The sequence below is a fragment of the Flavobacterium celericrescens genome, from assembly GCF_011392075.1.
In the GTDB taxonomy this organism is placed as follows: domain Bacteria; phylum Bacteroidota; class Bacteroidia; order Flavobacteriales; family Flavobacteriaceae; genus Flavobacterium; species Flavobacterium celericrescens.
The window spans coordinates 92796-111245 of the sequence record NZ_JAAJBV010000001.1 but is presented as its reverse complement, the minus strand read 5'-3'; the positions used below and the strand labels follow the sequence as shown (position 1 = coordinate 111245).

Here is an 18450-nt window from a genome sequence, read left to right as displayed (position 1 = left end):
AATTAAAACCACTTGGAGTAATTCAGGTGGTTTTTTTGTTGATAACTTAAATTGGCATTCATTAACTTAAAATGTATTTTTGTTTTTATTCAAAATCAGTTTTGTATTTTGTCTTTAGCTTAATTATCAGATAGATGTACTTAATTTTCGATACAGAAACCACAGGATTACCGCGCAGTTGGTCGGCACCCATTACCGATACCGATAACTGGCCTCGTTGCATTCAAATTGCATGGCAATTACACGACGAAATGGGAAATTTAATCGAGCACCAAGATTACTTGGTTAAGCCCGAAGGTTTCAATATTCCGTATGATGCGGAACGAATTCATGGTATTTCTACCGAGTTAGCAATGGAGCAAGGAATTCTACTATCTGAAGTTTTAGAGAAATTCAATATTGCACTTTCAAAAACAAAATTCATCGTTGGTCAAAATGTAGGATTTGATGTCAATATTATGGGATGTGAATTCCATCGTATGAACATAGGTTCTGATATGACTAAAATGCCGGTTTTGGATACTTGTACCGAAATCACTGCTAATTTATTGAAATTACCCGGTGGTCGTGGTGGAAGATTCAAATTACCAACATTAACCGAATTACATCAATATCTTTTCAATCAACCTTTCGCAGAAGCTCACAATGCAACTGCCGATGTGGAAGCAACAACACGTTGTTTTCTTGAGTTAATTAAAAGAGAAGTTTTTACAAAAGAAGAATTAGATGTAACACCAGAATATTTCAGAAGTTTTCGAGAAAAAAATCTTGGCGAAATCCAGCTAATCGGATTAAAGCATATCAATCTGAAACAAGCTTCGGATGAAATTAGAACTCGTTTGAAAAAAATCGAACAAGAGGAAGTTCAAACCACGATTTCAGAAGAAGTAAAATCCGATTTAAAAGACGCTGCTTTTGCACATTTGCACAATCATACGCAGTTTTCGGTACTACAATCGACTATAGCAATTAATGATTTAGTAAAAGCTTCGGCAAAATTCAAAATGCCAGCGGTTGCAATGACCGATACTGGAAACATGATGGGTGCGTTTCATTTTGTAAGTGCCGTTTTAAATCACAACAAAACAGCTGAATCTAAAAACAAAGAATTAGTCGAAAACGGAGAAGAACCAACCGAAACCGTTATCAAACCGATTGTAGGATGCGAGTTCAATATCTGTGACGATCATAAAGATAAGACCAAAAAAGACAATGGTTATCAAGTAGTTTTGTTGGCAAAAAATAAAAAAGGCTATCACAATTTAGCCAAAATGTCATCCATTGCTTACACCGATGGTTTCTATTACGTTCCTCGTATCGATAGAAAAATTGTGGAGCAATACAAAGAAGATATTATCGTACTTTCTGGAAATTTATATGGTGAAATTCCAAGTAAAATTCTAAATGTTGGAGAAAGTCAAGCCGAAGAAGCTTTGATTTGGTGGAAAGACCAATTCGGTTTCGATTTCTATTTGGAATTAATGCGCCACAAACAAGAAGACGAAAATCGTGTTAATCAAACGTTGATAGCCTTTGCAAAAAAGCACAATATAAAGTTAATTGCGACAAACAATACGTATTACGTTAATAAAGAAGATGCCAATGCACACGATATTTTATTGTGTGTAAAAGATGGTGAAAAACAAGCAACACCAATTGGTCGCGGACGTGGTTATCGTTACGGATTACCAAATCAAGAATATTATTTCAAATCGGGTGACGAAATGAAGCAGCTTTTTGCCGATTTACCCGAAGCAATTATCAATATTCAAGAAATTATCGATAAAACAGAACCCTATTCTTTATATAGAGATGTATTACTTCCAAAATTCAAAATTCCTGATGAATTTGAAGTAGAGGAAGACAAATTAGATGGTGGAGTTCGTGGTGAAAATGCGTATTTGAAACATCTTACGATGGAAGGTGCAAAAAAACGCTATGGCGAAATCACACCAGACATTCAAGAACGTTTAGATTTTGAATTGCTTACGATTTCCAATTCAGGTTATCCTGGATATTTCTTAATTGTACAAGATTTTATCGCCGAAGCCAGAAAAATGGATGTTTCCGTTGGGCCAGGTCGTGGTTCGGCTGCAGGTTCTGCTGTAGCGTATTGTTTAGGAATTACGAACATCGACCCAATTAAATATGATTTGCTTTTTGAGCGTTTCTTAAATCCCGATCGTGTTTCCATGCCCGATATTGATATCGACTTTGATGATGAAGGTCGTGGTCGCGTTATGGATTATGTAATCAATAAATACGGTTCTAATCAGGTGGCGCAAATTATTACTTATGGTAAAATGGCTACGAAATCGGCTATTCGAGATACCGCTCGTGTACTAGATTTACCACTTTTTGAAGCAGATAGAATTGCGAAATTGATTCCAGGTATGATGCCATCTAAATGGAATTTAGCAAGATTTTTAGCCGAAGACGAATCCGAAGTCAAAAAAGCATTGCGCTCGGAAGAATTCGACCGAGTTAAAGAATTAATCGAAATTGCGAATTCAGAAGATTTAGCAGGAGAAACCATTCAGCAAGCAAAAGTCTTAGAAGGTTCGATGCGAAATACCGGAATTCACGCTTGTGGTGTGATTATTACACCAGATGATATTACGAATTTCGTTCCCGTAACCACAGCAAAAGATTCGGATTTATATGTAACCCAATTTGATAACTCGGTAGCGGAAAGTGCTGGTTTGTTGAAGATGGACTTCTTGGGATTAAAAACCCTTACCTTAATTAAAGATACCGTGAAATTGGTAAAATATCGTTTAGGAATCGATTTGAATCCTGACGAATTTCCAATTGACGATACTAAAACATACGAGTTATTCCAAAGAGGTGAAACGGTTGGGGTTTTCCAATACGAATCGCCTGGAATGCAAAAATACATGAAGGACTTAAAGCCAACAGTTTTTGCCGATTTAATTGCCATGAATGCATTATATCGTCCAGGGCCATTGGAATACATTCCTTCTTTCGTTCGTAGAAAAAATGGCGAAGAACCTATCACCTACGATTTAGATGCTTGCGAAGAATATTTAGGAGAAACCTACGGAATTACCGTTTATCAAGAGCAGGTGATGCTTTTGTCGCAAAAATTAGCTAATTTCTCTAAAGGTGATGCTGACGTACTTCGTAAAGCCATGGGTAAAAAGCAGAAAGATGTCTTGGATAAAATGAAATCTAAGTTCATAGATCAAGCAAAAGCCAATGGTCACGACGAACAAAAATTAGATAAAATTTGGACGGACTGGGAAGCGTTTGCGAGTTATGCCTTCAATAAATCGCATTCTACTTGTTACGCTTGGATTGCGTATCAAACCGCATATTTAAAAGCGCATTATCCTGCGGAATATATGGCTGCGGTGCTTTCGAATAACATGAACGATATCAAACAAGTTTCGTTCTTTATGGAAGAATGTAAACGCATGGGATTAGCCGTTTTGGGTCCAGATGTGAATGAATCGTACTATAAATTTACGGTTAACGAAAACTACGCCGTTCGTTTCGGAATGGGAGCGATTAAAGGTGTTGGAGCAGGAGCGGTTCAAACTATTGTGGAGAACAGAAAAGACGGAAATTACAAATCCATCTTCGATTTAGCAAAACGAATTGATTTGCGTGCTGCCAACAAAAAAGCATTCGAAAACTTAGCATTGGCAGGTGGTTTTGATGGTTTTTCAGAAACCCATCGTGCCCAATATTTTCATCATGATGGCGACGGAATTACGTTTTTAGAAAAGGCGATTCGTTATGGTTCGAAATTCCAAGAAAACGAAAATTCATCACAAGTTAGCTTGTTTGGTGATGCTTCGGAAGTTCAAATTGCCGAACCTCAAGTGCCACCATGTGAAGAATGGAGCACAATGGAAAAATTAGCCAAAGAAAAAGAAGTAGTTGGAATTTATATTTCTGGACATCCTTTGGATGATTATAAATTTGAGATGAAATATTTCTGTACGGCTAAATTGGAATCGCTTAAAAATTTGGAGCAACATTTGGGTAAAAATCTTTCTTTCGGAGGAATTGTTACTAATGTGCAACACAGAACGGCTAAAAACGGAAAAGGCTGGGCAACCTTTGTGTTAGAAGGTTATGACGAAAGTTATGAATTCCGAATTTTTGATGAAGAGTATTTAAAATACCGTCATTTCTTGCTGCAAAATCAATTTGTGTATTTCAAAATAAATGTGAAAGAAGGTTGGGTAAATCGCGAAACTGGGAAAAAATCCGATCCAAGAATTCAGTTTTTAGATGCTAAAATGTTAGCCGATGTATTGCCAACATTCGCTAAGAAATTGATTTTAATGTTTCCAATAAACGATGTAAAAGAGCAGGTGATAACAGAGTTAAATCGAATATTTTCTGAAAACAAAGGGGATAATTCAGTGACTTTTGAAGTAATGGAATTGGAGCGAATCAAAAAAATTATGGAAGATATTCCTGTTTCAGCTCCTGTAGATATTGAAGAAGAAATTTCGGAAGATTCTAATGAAGAAATGGAAATGAATATTGAAGTTCCAGTAGAAAAAGAAGAAATCATCGTAAAAACAAAACTTTCCATGCCAAGCCGAAAATTGAAAGTTAAGATTTCGTCAGAGTTGCTTCAAGAATTAGAACGGATGCAAGTGAATTTTAAGCTGAATTAAAGTATAAATTCTGTAAATGAGAGTATAATCAAAACTAATTTCAAAACACACTTTCATTCCAATTTAATTTCTAAATTTGCAATTCAAATAAGTATAAAACTAAAAAAAATAATATGGCATTAGCAATAACAGATGCTACTTTCGACGAAGTAGTATTAAAATCAGACAAACCAGTAGTAGTAGATTTTTGGGCAGCTTGGTGTGGTCCGTGTAGAATGGTTGGACCAGTTATCGACGAAATTCATGGTGAATACGAAGGAAAAGCTGTAGTTGGAAAAGTAGACGTAGATGCAAACCAAGAATTTGCTGCAAAATACGGTGTTAGAAACATTCCAACAGTATTAATTTTCCAGAACGGAGAAGTTGTGGGAAGACAAGTTGGGGTTGCTCCAAAGAAAACTTATACTGATGCAATCGACGCATTACTATAATATTTGAAAAAAAATATTTTAAAGGTTCAGCGAAAGTTGAGCCTTTTTTTATAAATAACCTTTTATCCTTTTGCCTAAAACCTTTTGCCTAAAATAAAAAATCTTTTTCTATCTTTGAGAATATGAATTTAGAACAGCAAATAGAAAAAATTTCTAGTTTTGAACATTTAGAACTTTTGGCCAATCAAATAGTTGAAGGTTTTATTTCAGGTATGCACAAGTCACCTTTTCATGGATTTTCAGCAGAGTTTGCTGAGCATAAAATTTACAATCCAGGCGAAAGCACTAAACATATCGATTGGAAATTATTCGCAAAAACCGATAGATTATACACTAAACGCTACGAAGAAGAAACCAATTTACGTTGTCATTTAATCATCGATAATTCGTCTTCGATGCATTATCCAAAATTGAAAGATAATCAACTTTTTTATGAGAATAAAATAGGATTTTCGGTATTAGCTTCTGCTGTTTTAATGAATTTGCTTAAAAAACAACGCGATGCGGTTGGATTGAGTATTTATTCAGATACATACGAATATTATTCACCAGAAAAAGGAAGTGATCGTCATCATCGTATGATTTTAAATAAGCTGGAAGGTATTTTGGAGAATAATAATCAAACAAAAAAAACGGATACAGTCACTTTTTTGCATCAAATTGCTGAAAATATTCATCGTCGTTCCATGGTGATTTTGTTTACCGACATGTTTCAGAACGAAGACAGCGAGAAAATTTTCAAAGCTCTTCAGCACTTAAAACACAACAAGCATAAAGTAGTTGTTTTTCATGTTTATGACAAAAAAACAGAATTAAATTTCAGTTTTGACAATACGCCAAGAAAGTTTATCGACGTTGAAACTGGCGAAGAAATAAATTTATTTGCCGAAAATACGCAAGAAATGTATCAAAAAGAGGTTCAGGGATATTTCAAATCTGTTGAAACAACCTGTATGCAGTACCAAATTAAGTATGTTCCGGTTTCGGTAGATGAAAAATTCGAAAAAATTATGACTACGTATTTGGTTGAAAAACAAAAGTTTGGCTAAATAGCTTAAAAAAAGTTTAATTTTTTTTAAAAAAATATTTGCAGGAATGAAAAAGCGTAGTATATTTGCACTCGCAATCAAGCACTGGTTTGGTAGTTCAGTTGGTTAGAATACATGCCTGTCACGCATGGGGTCGCGGGTTCGAGTCCCGTCCAGACCGCCAGTAAAGAGGAAGCCTTTCGTAAAAGAAAGGCTTTTTTGCCCTCTTAAAATATTTAAGATAGTTGTGTTGTTTAGGTACGAAAGTACCAAAAGGTTTAGTAGTTAGACCAATGGAAAGCTTTGCATTTATGCAGAGCTTTTTTGATTTTTATACTTTTCATTAAAACCAAACAGCTCTATTTTGCCATACTAAAACTAAAAACAATCCGAAAAAAAGCAAACTCACCAATACTTTCATAAAGGTACCAGCTAAAAACCCAATAAATGATCCTGTAGCAGCTTTTAAGGCTCTTCCTTTTTCTTGCGAATTATAAATAAGTTCTCCCACAAGTGCACCAATAAAAGGACCAATTAAAAATCCAAATGGTATAGGGATAAAAATTCCGACAACTAAACCTATATTCGTTCCCCAAATTCCATATTTACTTCCTCCAAAGTATTTTGTGCCTTTTGCCGGAATTATATAGTCTAAAATCCCAATTACAATAGCAATTAGTAAAGTAATTATTAAAACCCAATAATTTGTTGCAATATCTTTGCATAAGTATAACATCAAAATGCCAATCCAGCTCACAGGTGGACCAGGTAAAGCAGGAAGTATGCTACCGATGATTCCTATAATTACACATAATAATCCAATAAGTAATAAAAAGTAATCCATAAGATTTTAGTTATTGTCTAACAAATTTATAACTTTGTTTTCATACAATTTAAAATAAATTAATTATACCGATGAGATTTGCTTTTTTGTTTTTTATTTCAATTCTATTTTCAGTGACTTCAATTGCTCAAGAGAAAAAAATGTCAACGCAGGAAAAATTGAAAGAATTAGCTAGAGTTAAAAAAGAATTAGAGGAACAAAAAAAGAAAGAATGGGATGCTTATTTAGTTCGTGTTGAAGCTGATAAATTAGCAAAAAAACAAAGAAAAGTAGCTGACTCAATTGAAAAATCTAAGCTAACAGATAATGTTAAAGACGATGTTGATGGTTTTACTAAATGTAGCAATGAAAAATTGCCTTATTACAAGAGGAAAAATATTACAACTGGTTTAGAAGAAGAGATAGCATTCACAGATTATATAAAAAAACATATTATCAATAAATTTAGTTACCCTGAATTTGCAGAAGAACATGATTTACAAGGTAGAGTAACAGTTTATTTTATAATTGACAAAGAGGGAAATCCACAAATTAAAGAAACTACAGGTCCAGAATATGGACTGATTTTAGAAGAAGAAGCTATTCGAATTATTAAATCGTTACCTACAGCTATCCCTGCTAATTGTGATGGAAAGCCAGTTAATATCTCGTTTGCAATACCTATAATATTTCAAATGGAAGAATAATATGAAAAAATTAATTCAACTCCTTTTTTTACTTTTAGCAATCCAATCTTGTCAGTACTTTGATAAAAAAGTACCCGATGAAAATGTATTGTTGCAACAAGAATTAAAAAAAATCAATTGGAATGAAGTTGATGAATTTCCATCGGTTTTACAGTGTGATACTATAAAAGATGTTGAGATTAAGAAGCAATGTTTTTTTGATTATTTAACACAAACTATCCAAGAACGAATAGGAATAGATACCTTGCGAATTTTGTACCCTGAAATGGATACTATCGAAGTAAAAGTTACCATTAATCCAGATGCAACTTTGCAATTTGAGCCACAATTCCCAAAAGATAGTGTCGCATATGATAAAGTAAAAATTGATAGTATTTTGACTGCTCGTTTATCTGATTTTCCAAAAGTAGAACCAGCCATCAAAAGAGGGATTAAAGTAAAAACCCAATTTATACTTCCGGTTATTATTAAAGTTGAAAAGTAATCAAAGACAAAATCAAGAGCAAATTCAAGTACAATTTCAAATTAAGAACACTGATTTAAGAAATTTCAATAATTTTCAAAATCTTATATGAACTTAATTTGTAAAAATGTTCACTTCAAAAACTTACATGACTTATATGTTATAAATAATCCGTGCTAATTAGTGAAATTAGTGTTTAAAATTATTTTTTAAAATTTCTTCCTTTCCAACTATATTTTCCAAAAAAAGAATACACCACTACCGAAACACTAAAAAACGGATACAACAAACTACTCGCCAACACATACTGCAATTTCGATTCGAAGAAATTAGCGGTTTTGAAAAGTAAATTAAAATCGATTAGGAATTTTAAAGCGACAAAAAGCATGAAAATGTTTTGGTCTAAAATGCCTAACAACCAAAGAAAAAAACTTAAAATCCAAACCAAATTCCCGCCAAAAACAACAAGTGCTAAAGTTTTTCCGTAACTTGAAGAATAACCAGTACTTTTCGATGCCCAGCGAACCCGTTGTTGAAATAATTCAGTCCAAGTATCTACTGGTTTTGTTGCGACAATACTTTCTTTGGACAATAAAAACCCAACTTTCTTCGGAGTAACTGAAACTGCTTTCTGAAGTAGAAAAACATCATCACCACTTGCAATTGAATTATTTCCTTGAAACCCATTTAGTTCTTTGAAAAAAGCTTTGGAATAGGCAAAATTAGCACCATTACACATAAAAGGTTGATTGATTCCAAAACTTCCAATCGTGGCGCCTTGTAAACTTAGAAAATCTAAATTCTGGAAAGCCGATAAAAACCCACTTTTTGGAATATAACAAACGTCTGAAGCTACCATTTTCACTTCATTTTCCTGAATATATTGATCATAAATTGACAACCAATCTTTCTGAACCAAACAATCCGAATCGGTAGTAATAATCCAATCATTTTTGGCAATTTGAATCGCCGTTTCTATGGCATCTTTCTTTGGTGAATTTGATTTACGAATGTTCTTAATTACTTTCAAACTGAACACTGAATACTGAACACTGGATACTTCTTCAGAGTCATCATCCACTAAAATAATTTCAACCAATTCTTTCGGATAATTCAACATAGAAATCGAATGCAATAAATTCGGAAGATTCTCTTTTTCATTTCGAAACGGAACCACAATGGAAAAAGATGTTTTTGGAGTGAATTCCTTTTTAGAAAAACGCTTCATTCGGTTAAAACCATAAATCAGTTGTCCAATGAATAGGATGTAAATGATAAAAAAGGTTCCAAGAATTAATTCCAGCATAAAGAATTTATTTTGAAGTATTCAACTTAAATCGCATTACATAATAACTTCCAATCGCCACGGGTAAAACTACGTTTAAAAACCACATTAACGTACTAATGAAAATTACAATCCATTCGTTAACGTCTAATTTTCCAAAGAAAAACATCGCCACGCTTCCTTTTACAGCAAAATCTAAAAATTGAAAACTCGGAACGACTGATGATAAAAAGTAAACGATTGAAATTGTTGATATTAAAGTTAAATATGGTAAATCAACATCAAATACTAAAAATAGAACATAATATTGATGAGAAAAAATCACATATCTACAAAAAGCCAAAACAAAATTTTTGCGATGAATATATTTTGGAATTTCATTAAGACGATGCATTAAATCTTGAAAAGTATAGTTTTTGATTTTTATCTCTCTTGAAAAATATAGAAATAATGTTAGAATTACTGCTAATAGAATAGATCCTGATGCCAAAAAATAATATTTCAGATAGATTAAGCCAATTATTCCAAAGATTACAGTTGAAAAACTTTGAATTCCATTGCAAACCAAATTTAAAAAAATAATTTTTTTAGTTTGGCTTTTTGGGAAATACAAAGCTTTTCCAGCATATTCTCCAATTCCAACTGGGGTAAACACACCCAATGTTAAAGCGCCTAAAACTTGTTTACTCGCTTCACCAACAGATATCGGTTTGATGAAATCAACTAAATTCTGCCATTTTAAAATTTCGAAATAACGATTGGCAACACTAAACAATAAAATGAAAATGATAGTTATTATTGAAGTTTTTTCCAAAACTAAAGTCTGGAATTTACTCCATTCTAATTTCGAATTTCCAGCAATTTGGTCGTAAATAAAATAAAACGCACCAATTACGATCAAAAGTTTGATGGTAAAAACAAGGAATTGTTTAGCTTTGTGAGGAATTGAAATCATGTTGCAAAGAAACGAAAACTTTGAACTTGAAACTTGAAACTTGAAACAAAATAATTGGCAAACGAACGCATCATATTAGGAATCGACCCAGGAACGACGATTATGGGTTTTGGATTAATTAAAGTAGTCAACAAGAAAATGGAATTTCTGCAGTTGAACGAACTCATTTTATCCAAATACGACAACCATTATCAGAAATTAAGAGTCATTTTTGAACGTACCATAGAATTAATCGACACACATAATCCAGATGAAATTGCTATTGAAGCGCCTTTCTTTGGAAAGAATGTGCAGTCGATGCTGAAATTAGGAAGAGCACAAGGCGTTGCCATGGCAGCCGGACTTTCCAGAGATATTCCCATTACAGAATACGAGCCCAAGAAAATCAAAATGGCGATTACTGGAAACGGAAACGCCAGCAAAGAACAAGTTGCCAAAATGCTCCAACAGCTATTAGGTTTAAAAGAATTACCAAAAAATCTCGATTCAACCGATGGTTTGGCAGCAGCAGTTTGCCATTTTTTCAATTCGGGAAGAGTGGAAGTGGGGAAAAGTTATTCAGGTTGGGATGCTTTTGTAAAACAAAATGAATCGAGAGTTAAAAAATAGTTTTCAGTCGCAGTTTTCAGTCTCAGCACTGTAAACTGCGACTGCGACTGAATACTAATAAAATGTCAGGAATCTACATCCATATCCCTTTTTGCAAACAAGCTTGTCACTACTGCGATTTTCATTTTTCAACTAATTTGAAGAAGAAAGAGGAGATGGTTTTGGCATTGGCTAAAGAAATTGAAATGCGTAAAAGCGAATTTCAAGATGAGATTGTTCAAACCATTTATTTTGGTGGCGGAACGCCTTCTATATTGCAGATTGCAGATTTAAGATTTTTGATTGATGAAGTGTATCTAAACTACAAAGTAGTCGAAAATCCAGAAATCACAGTAGAAGCCAATCCAGATGATTTGACAGAGAATCGAATAATTGAACTCTCAAAAAATAAAGTCAACCGATTATCAATCGGCATTCAATCGTTTTTTGAAGACGATTTGAAGATGATGAATCGTGCGCATAATGTGGAAGAAGCTAAAAAATGTTTGGAAATTGCCACTCAATATTTTGATAATATTTCCATTGATTTGATTTACGGAGTTCCCGAAATGTCCAATGAAAAATGGTTACAAGACATCGAAACGGCTTTGTCTTTTGACGTGCCGCATATTTCTAGTTATGCTTTAACGGTTGAACCCAAAACCGCTTTGCATTCGTTCATACAAAAAGGAATTATTCCACAACCAGATGATGAAGTCGCACAGGAACATTTTCATATTTTAGTCGACAAACTTTCGGAAAACGGATTCATTCATTATGAATTATCAAATTTTGGAAAAGAGAATTATTTTTCCAAAAACAATTCGAGTTATTGGTTAGGTAAAAAATACATCGGAATTGGTCCGTCAGCTCACAGTTATGATGGGAAAAATAGAGGTTGGAATGTTTCAAACAATTCGCTTTATATAAAATCGATTCAAGAAAATAAATTACCAATTGAAATAGAAATCTTAACCAAAACCGATCGTTATAACGAATATATTATGACGGGTTTACGAACGATTTGGGGTGTTTCATTAGAAAGAATCGAACAAGAATTTGGGAAAACCTATTTGGATTATTTGAACCAACAAGCGGCAAAATTCATCGAAGATCATTTGTTATTTGTGGATGATAATATCTTGCGAACTACAAAAAAAGGAAAGTTTTTGAGTGACGGAATTGCAAGTGATTTGTTTTTACTAAATTTGGAATAGTTTAACCACTAAGAACACAAAGAAAGCTAAAAGCTTTGTGAACTTAGTGAAACCCTTGCGCTCTTTGCGGTAAAAAATATGAAAGCAACCATCAACAACATACAAATCGACTTATCAAAACCACTTGATATTTCGATTCCACTAACCAACAATGAACAAAATCCGATTGCTTGGTATCAAAATAGACCTGAAATTGAACCTGTAACAATGGGAGATTGGATAGGAAAAGTTTCTGAAGGAAAATCATCTACGAATTTCAATAATATTTTCTTCAATCCGCATGCACATGGCACGCATACGGAATGTTTAGGACATATTACCCGCGATTTTTATTCGATTAATCAATGTTTAAAACAATTTTTCTTTACTGCTGAATTGATTTCGGTGGAACCAAAAGTAGTTGGAGAAGATTTAATTATTACAAAAGAACAAATAGAAATTGCTTTGGGAGAAAATTCACCAGAAGCCATTGTCATCAGAACATTACCTAATCCAGAAAGTAAAAAACATCTGAATTATTCCAATACAAATCCACCTTATTTAGAAGAAGCTGCCGCGATTTACATCAGAGAAAAAGGCATTCAACATCTACTAATCGATTTACCAAGTGTCGACAAAGAACACGACGAAGGAAAATTATTAGCACATAAAGCGTTTTGGAATGTAAAAGATGTGAATCAAGTGAATGAAGATGCTCGTTTTAATTGCACAATTACCGAAATGATTTATGTAAACGAAGAAATTCAAGATGGGAGTTATTTCTTGAATTTGCAATTTGCTTCGTTTGAAAATGATGCAAGTCCAAGTAAACCTGTTTTGTACAAAATGTTTTAAAAATATGATAGTTACTATTATTCCAAAATTGCCTTTCATTGATAAACGAGAAACAATTGATTTTTATCAAAAATTAGGATTTCATCTAGATGCAGATTATGGCGAGTATCTTATTTTAAATTTTGAGCAAACAGAACTTCATTTTTTCTCATATCAGGATTTAGATCCAAAAAAATCAAATTTTATGATTTATTTGAGGGTGAATGCAGAAATAGAATTGTTTTACAATACGTTAATAGAAAAAGAGATAGCAATACATCCAAATGGAACGTTAGAGAAAAAACCTTGGAATCAAATTGAGTTTTCAATTATTGATCCGAATGGAACACTTTTAACTTTTGGTCAATTCATTTAAATAATTATAAAATGAACATTCAACAACTCTACGAATTCTGTCAATCTAAAAAAGGCGTCACCGAACATTTTCCGTTTGATGAAGATACGTTGGTGTTTAAAGTAGGAGGAAAAATGTTTTGCCTAACTTCTTTATCCGAGTGGGAAAAAGGAACACCATCGTTAAATTTAAAATGCGATCCAGAGCGAGCTTTAGAATTTCGAGCGGAATATGAAGCTATTGAGCCTGGCTATCACATGAGTAAAGTACATTGGAATACCGTTCGTTTTCATGGTGATGTTTCCGATAAAATGATGTGCGAATTGATTAATCATTCCTATGAACTTGTTTTCAAAAGTTTAACGAAAAAAGTCCAACAAGAAATTCAAGAATTAGAAAATTAGGCATTACTTTTGTGCTATAAAAAAGAAAATTCAAAGTAACTATCATGATAGACAACTTAAAAAAAATATTAAACGAAGATCAAGATCCAAAAGCAATTGAGAAAATCACGGCTAAATTGGAGAATCTTTTGATGTCGAATGAAGAAGTAGGGTATATTGCTGTTCAGAAAAAACCAGCGGTAACTATTTTTCCAGATAGCATTGTGGTAACAAATAAACGCATCATTTTATGCAAGCCTAAAAATTTAGGATTATCAATGGAATTCATTGATTATGATTGGGATGATATCGCAGGTTCGTTTGTAAAAGAAGGAATTTTAGGGGCTGATTTTACCTTTACAACCAATTCCGATTTAACACATACGGTTGATTATTTACCAAAAAATCAAGCACGAAAATTATATACTTATGCAAAAGAGCAATTAGATTTATTGAAAAATCCAAAAGTTGCTACTCCGGTTGTAGAAGAAGTTAAAGCCGATATTCCTGTTGTAGAAGAAGTAGTTGAAGAAATTCAAGCGGAAGAAGTAACTCATTTTGCGGAGTTAATGCCAACTCCAAACGAAGTTATTCGCGACACAGAAGTTGAAGCTCCAATTTCGGAGGAAAAAGGTTTGGCACATTTATCGCAAGACGAATTATTTGCGAAACTTCAGAATTATAAAAAATTATTGGACAACGGATTAATCCTTCAAGGAGAATATGACCGATTAAAGTCCGATATTTTAAAATATTTATAACATATACTATTGTCATTCAAAGCCTGAAATTTATGTTTCAGGCTTTTTTGTTTGTGTAACTTATGTAACAGATAATGTTTTGAATATGAGGTAACTTTACTTCATAAAATCGAAATAAAATGACAACAACAGTAGTTATAGGAGGAAGTTTTGCAGGGATGACTGCGGCACTTGAAATTAAAAGAAAAGGCAAAGACAAGCATAAAGTAATCTTGATAGATAAATCACCGTTATTTTTATTTATTCCGTCATTAATTTGGGTGCCTTTTAGAAGAAGAGATATTAAAGATATTTCATTTAGAAAAGATACTATTTTAGCTAAAAAGGGGGTTGATTTTGTTAATGCTGAGGCGCTTAATGTTGATGTGAAAAATCAAATTGTAACCACAGATAAAGGCGATTATAAATATGATCATCTTGTTGTGGCTACAGGTCCAAAAGTAAAGTATGATATTGCTCCTGGCGTTGCTGAACATACACATTATATCGGAACTCCAAATGGAGCGATGAAAGCTAGAACTGCATTAGAAGAATTTAAGAAAAACCCAGGACCAATTGTAATTGGCGCGACTCAAAATGCTGGTTGTATGGGCGCTGCTTATGAATTTTTATTTAATGTAGAAAAATGGCTTCGCGAACAAAATATTCGTAAAAAAGTAGATTTATATTGGATAACACCAGAAGATTATTTAGGACATTTTGGTATTGATGGAATGCCAATGGGAGAAAGTATGCTAAAATCTTTTATGAAAATGTTTAATATTCATTATAGAACGCAAGTAGGTGTCAAAGAAGTAACCGAAAACAAAATCCTTTTAACAAGTGACGAAGAATTGCCATTCAAATTTTCTATGTTGATGCCACCTTTTATTGGGGTTGATTTTGTGACAAATTCTCCAGATTTACACGCAACACCAACTGGCTATATTTCGGTTAAAGATAGTTACCAACATGTTGATTATTCAAATGTATGGGCTGCTGGAATTGCAGTAAATGTTCCGCTACCATTTACACCAAGTAAAGTTCCTTTCGCATCGCCTAAAACAGGTTATCCAAGTGATGAAACAGGCAAAATTGTGGCAGAAAATATTATTAGAGTCACTGAAGGGAAAACCAAATTAAAAGAAAAAGCTTGGGGAAAAATAATGGGATTGTGTATTATGGATTGCGGAAAAAAAGAAGTGATTATTTTTTCAGACCATTTGTTTAAACCAAGAAATTTTGCTGTTATGATTCCAAATGTGATTTATGATTTTAATAAATTAATTCTAGAAAAATATTTCCTTTGGAAAACTAAAAACGGTTATTCTTATCTACCATAGTTAAAAAAAGAAACCCGATAATTAATTATCGGGTTTTTTCTTTTTACATTGATTTCTTTTGTTTCTCTACAAATCCATCAGCTTGGAGTTTTAATAATTCCAACGCGCTTTTCTTTTTGTAGTTATAGAGTTCTTTGTCTTCTTTGATGTCAGTATACACTTTATCGTAGATTTCTGCATCGGTTTTCTTTTGTAATTCGCTTTGGTAACGATTTTGTGCTAACATATTTTTGATACCCATTTCGTTATCTTCTTGTTTGAAATCGTATTCGCTTTTTGGCGATAATAATTTCGCAATAATTGGCGAAGTTTCAATCGCTAAGAACAATAGCATAATGAAAAGCGAAGGCAAGAAGGGTAATTTATTCAAGGCGTTAATTCGAGCCATTAATCCGTCGAAACCTTCGATAATAGGTTGGGTTTCGGTTACTTTTTTGTCTAAATCGGCTTCAAGAGTTTTGTTTTTTGCTTCTAAATCAGTGATTTTGGTTTGGTTTGAAGCTTTTAATGTCGCTAAATCTTGCAAAGCCGAATCGTGTTTTTCACGTTTTTCTTTATAAACCGGACCTTTACCTAACTTTTTAGTTCCTGCAGTTCCTTCGGCTTCGGTGATGTAAACCGAATATAAATCATTTACTTCTTTCTCTTTTTTAAGAATATCCGATTTTAAACTATCAATTTGCGCTTTGTTTTTATCTAAATCGGATTGGAAATAATTGGCTACTTGTTTTTTGTTGGCCAACATCATTTCGTTTTTTTCTTTTAGTAAAACAGTATTGATTTCTTTTTCGAAAATTTTAATTTCCAATGGTTTTGAAATTACGATAGCAATAATAATCGCCAAAGCAATTCGAGGAGTGGCTTGAATGAATTCGTCTAAGAAACTATCTCTTTTTTTAATGGTAGAAACAATAAATCGATCCAAATTAAAAATAAGCAAACCCCAAACTAGTCCGAAGGCTACAGCAATAAAAGCATTGTCGAAAACAGTAAAAAGCGCATAAGCACTAGCAATAAAAGCCATTACGGCGGTGAAGAAAACGGTAGCTCCAATTCCGGCATATTTGTTTTGCTCGCCATTAGAACAACCATTAATTATGTCGGAATCTACGCCCGAGCATAACATAAAAAAACGTTTTAACATGATGATTGATTTTGATTGATGATGATTAGTACAAATTTAACGCCAAAAGTTTCAGGTTAGTGTTAATTTGTTGAAAAATAGTTGGTAAAAGAAAAAACCCTCACATTTCTGCAAGGGTTCTATATGATTAAGTGACTATTCACTAATCGATTTTCACTAAAGATTAATATCTGTAATACTCAGGTTTGAATGGGCCTTGTACTTCTACACCAATGTATTCTGCTTGGTCTGGACGTAACGTTTCTAATTCAACTCCTAATTTAGCTAAATGTAACATCGCTACTTTTTCATCTAAATGTTTTGGTAACATATAAACGTCATTGTTGTATGCAGCACTGTTATTCCATAATTCTATTTGAGCTAACGTTTGGTTAGTAAATGAATTTGACATTACAAAACTTGGGTGACCTGTTGCACAACCTAAGTTTACTAAACGACCTTCTGCCAAAATGATGATGTCTTTACCGTTTACGTTGTAAATATCAACTTGTGGTTTAACTTCGTTTTTAGTGTGACCAAAGTTTTTATTTAACCAAGCCATGTCAATTTCGTTATCGAAGTGTCCAATGTTACAAACGATAGTTTTATCTTTCATTTGCTCAAAGTGAGAACCTAAAACGATGTCTTTATTTCCAGTTGTAGTAATAATGATATCAGCAGTTTTGATAACTGTATCTAATTTTTTCACTTCAAAACCGTCCATAGCTGCTTGTAAAGCACAAATTGGATCAATTTCAGTAACAGTTACAATAGAACCAGCTCCACGGAAAGAAGCCGCAGTTCCTTTTCCAACGTCACCATATCCACAAACCACAACTCTTTTTCCAGCTAACATAACATCAGTTGCACGACGAATAGCATCAACTGCAGATTCTTTACATCCGTATTTGTTATCAAATTTAGATTTTGTAACTGAATCATTTACGTTAATTGCAGGCATTGGTAAAGTTCCAGCTTTTACTCTTTCATATAAACGGTGAACTCCAGTTGTTGTTTCTTCCGATAAACCTTTGATTCCAGCCACTAATTCTGGGTAACGGTCGATAACCATATTAGTTAAATCTCCACCATCATCTAAAATCATGTTCAATGGTTTTCTGTCTTCACCAAAGAATAAAGTTTGCTCAATACACCAATCGAAATCTTCTTCATTCAAACCTTTCCATGCATAAACCTGAATTCCAGCAGCAGCAATAGCAGCAGCAGCTTGATCTTGAGTTGAGAAAATGTTACAAGAAGACCAAGTAACTTCTGCACCTAAAGCAATTAAAGTTTCGATTAAAACAGCAGTTTGAATCGTCATGTGAAGGCATCCAGCAATTCTAGCGCCTTTTAAAGGTTGGCTAGTTCCATATTCTTCTCTTAATGCCATTAATCCTGGCATTTCAGCTTCAGCTAATTCAATCTCTTTTCTTCCCCAAGCTGCAAGTGAAATATCTTTCACTTTATAAGCTACATAAGGTAATGTTTGTGTACTCATCTATTATGTATATTTGTATATTCTAAAAATTAGAGCG

General features: G+C 33.3%; 17 protein-coding genes and 1 tRNA gene. 13 read left to right on the top strand and 5 right to left on the bottom strand.

Annotated elements, in window-relative coordinates:
• The first annotated feature begins 134 nt into the window (after positions 1–134).
• The 4 genes from dnaE (at position 135) to G4L40_RS00465 (ending at position 6301) form a co-directional block, all read left to right on the top strand.
• Entirely contained in the window at positions 135–4658 is a 4524-nt protein-coding gene (gene dnaE, locus G4L40_RS00480; protein WP_166234938.1) for a DNA polymerase III subunit alpha, read from the top strand.
• A 74-nt stretch (positions 4659–4732) separates the two neighbouring features.
• Positions 4733–5089 carry a thioredoxin gene (gene trxA / locus G4L40_RS00475; RefSeq protein ID WP_317163924.1) on the top strand — a complete coding sequence of 119 codons (357 nt, stop codon included), beginning with the start codon at positions 4733–4735 and terminating at the stop codon, positions 5087–5089.
• A 122-nt stretch (positions 5090–5211) separates the two neighbouring features.
• Positions 5212–6138: a DUF58 domain-containing protein gene (locus G4L40_RS00470; protein ID WP_166234936.1), complete on the top strand. Its 927-nt coding sequence runs from the start codon at positions 5212–5214 to the stop codon at positions 6136–6138.
• Between the two features lie 86 nt (positions 6139–6224).
• Positions 6225–6301, top strand: a tRNA-Asp gene (locus G4L40_RS00465).
• A 159-nt stretch (positions 6302–6460) separates the two neighbouring features.
• On the opposite strand, the gene G4L40_RS00460 is transcribed toward G4L40_RS00465, so the two are convergent.
• Complete coding sequence (locus G4L40_RS00460) at positions 6461–6961, bottom strand: DUF456 domain-containing protein (protein ID WP_166234934.1); 501 nt, start codon at positions 6959–6961, stop codon at positions 6461–6463.
• 71 nt (positions 6962–7032) lie between these two features.
• On the opposite strand from G4L40_RS00460, the gene G4L40_RS00455 reads away from it, so the two are divergent.
• Together G4L40_RS00455 and G4L40_RS00450 are read left to right on the top strand one after the other, a co-directional pair.
• The gene (locus tag G4L40_RS00455; RefSeq protein ID WP_166234932.1) at positions 7033–7647 is read left to right on the top strand and encodes an energy transducer TonB; all 615 of its coding nucleotides are present in this window, start codon (positions 7033–7035) and stop codon (positions 7645–7647) included.
• A gap of 1 nt (position 7648) precedes the next feature.
• Positions 7649–8131: a hypothetical protein gene (locus G4L40_RS00450; protein ID WP_166234930.1), complete on the top strand. Its 483-nt coding sequence runs from the start codon at positions 7649–7651 to the stop codon at positions 8129–8131.
• A 181-nt stretch (positions 8132–8312) separates the two neighbouring features.
• Here G4L40_RS00450 and G4L40_RS00445 read toward each other — a convergent pair whose 3' ends face one another.
• Together G4L40_RS00445 and G4L40_RS00440 are read right to left on the bottom strand one after the other, a co-directional pair.
• Positions 8313–9416: a glycosyltransferase family 2 protein gene (locus G4L40_RS00445; protein ID WP_166234928.1), complete on the bottom strand. Its 1104-nt coding sequence runs from the start codon at positions 9414–9416 to the stop codon at positions 8313–8315.
• A 7-nt stretch (positions 9417–9423) separates the two neighbouring features.
• The gene (locus tag G4L40_RS00440; protein WP_166234926.1) at positions 9424–10350 is read right to left on the bottom strand and encodes a hypothetical protein; all 927 of its coding nucleotides are present in this window, start codon (positions 10348–10350) and stop codon (positions 9424–9426) included.
• A 54-nt stretch (positions 10351–10404) separates the two neighbouring features.
• Between G4L40_RS00440 and ruvC the strand changes: the two genes are divergently transcribed.
• The 7 genes from ruvC (at position 10405) to G4L40_RS00405 (ending at position 15789) form a co-directional block, all read left to right on the top strand.
• Positions 10405–10959 (top strand): crossover junction endodeoxyribonuclease RuvC, encoded by a 555-nt coding sequence (gene ruvC, locus G4L40_RS00435; protein WP_026724415.1) that lies wholly within the window; start codon positions 10405–10407, stop codon positions 10957–10959.
• A gap of 62 nt (positions 10960–11021) precedes the next feature.
• On the top strand, positions 11022–12155 hold the full coding sequence (hemW, locus tag G4L40_RS00430) for a radical SAM family heme chaperone HemW (RefSeq protein WP_166234924.1): 1134 nt from the start codon (positions 11022–11024) through the stop codon (positions 12153–12155).
• Positions 12156–12233: 78 nt separating this feature from the next.
• The gene (locus G4L40_RS00425) at positions 12234–12989 is read left to right on the top strand and encodes a cyclase family protein (protein WP_166234922.1); all 756 of its coding nucleotides are present in this window, start codon (positions 12234–12236) and stop codon (positions 12987–12989) included.
• 4 nt (positions 12990–12993) lie between these two features.
• Positions 12994–13344: a VOC family protein gene (locus G4L40_RS00420; RefSeq protein ID WP_166234920.1), complete on the top strand. Its 351-nt coding sequence runs from the start codon at positions 12994–12996 to the stop codon at positions 13342–13344.
• 11 nt (positions 13345–13355) lie between these two features.
• Positions 13356–13727, top strand: coding sequence for an MmcQ/YjbR family DNA-binding protein (locus G4L40_RS00415; RefSeq protein WP_166234918.1), 372 nt, complete (start codon positions 13356–13358; stop codon positions 13725–13727).
• Positions 13728–13771: 44 nt separating this feature from the next.
• The gene (locus tag G4L40_RS00410) at positions 13772–14467 is read left to right on the top strand and encodes a PH domain-containing protein (protein ID WP_166234916.1); all 696 of its coding nucleotides are present in this window, start codon (positions 13772–13774) and stop codon (positions 14465–14467) included.
• Positions 14468–14586: 119 nt separating this feature from the next.
• Entirely contained in the window at positions 14587–15789 is a 1203-nt protein-coding gene (locus G4L40_RS00405; protein ID WP_166234914.1) for an NAD(P)/FAD-dependent oxidoreductase, read from the top strand.
• A gap of 43 nt (positions 15790–15832) precedes the next feature.
• On the opposite strand, the gene G4L40_RS00400 is transcribed toward G4L40_RS00405, so the two are convergent.
• Positions 15833–16933, bottom strand: a complete 1101-nt coding sequence (locus G4L40_RS00400) for a DUF4407 domain-containing protein (RefSeq protein WP_166234912.1) — start codon at positions 16931–16933, stop codon at positions 15833–15835.
• A gap of 163 nt (positions 16934–17096) precedes the next feature.
• Complete coding sequence (ahcY, locus tag G4L40_RS00395; protein WP_166234910.1) at positions 17097–18413, bottom strand: adenosylhomocysteinase; 1317 nt, start codon at positions 18411–18413, stop codon at positions 17097–17099.
• Between the last annotated feature and the right edge of the window lie 37 nt (positions 18414–18450).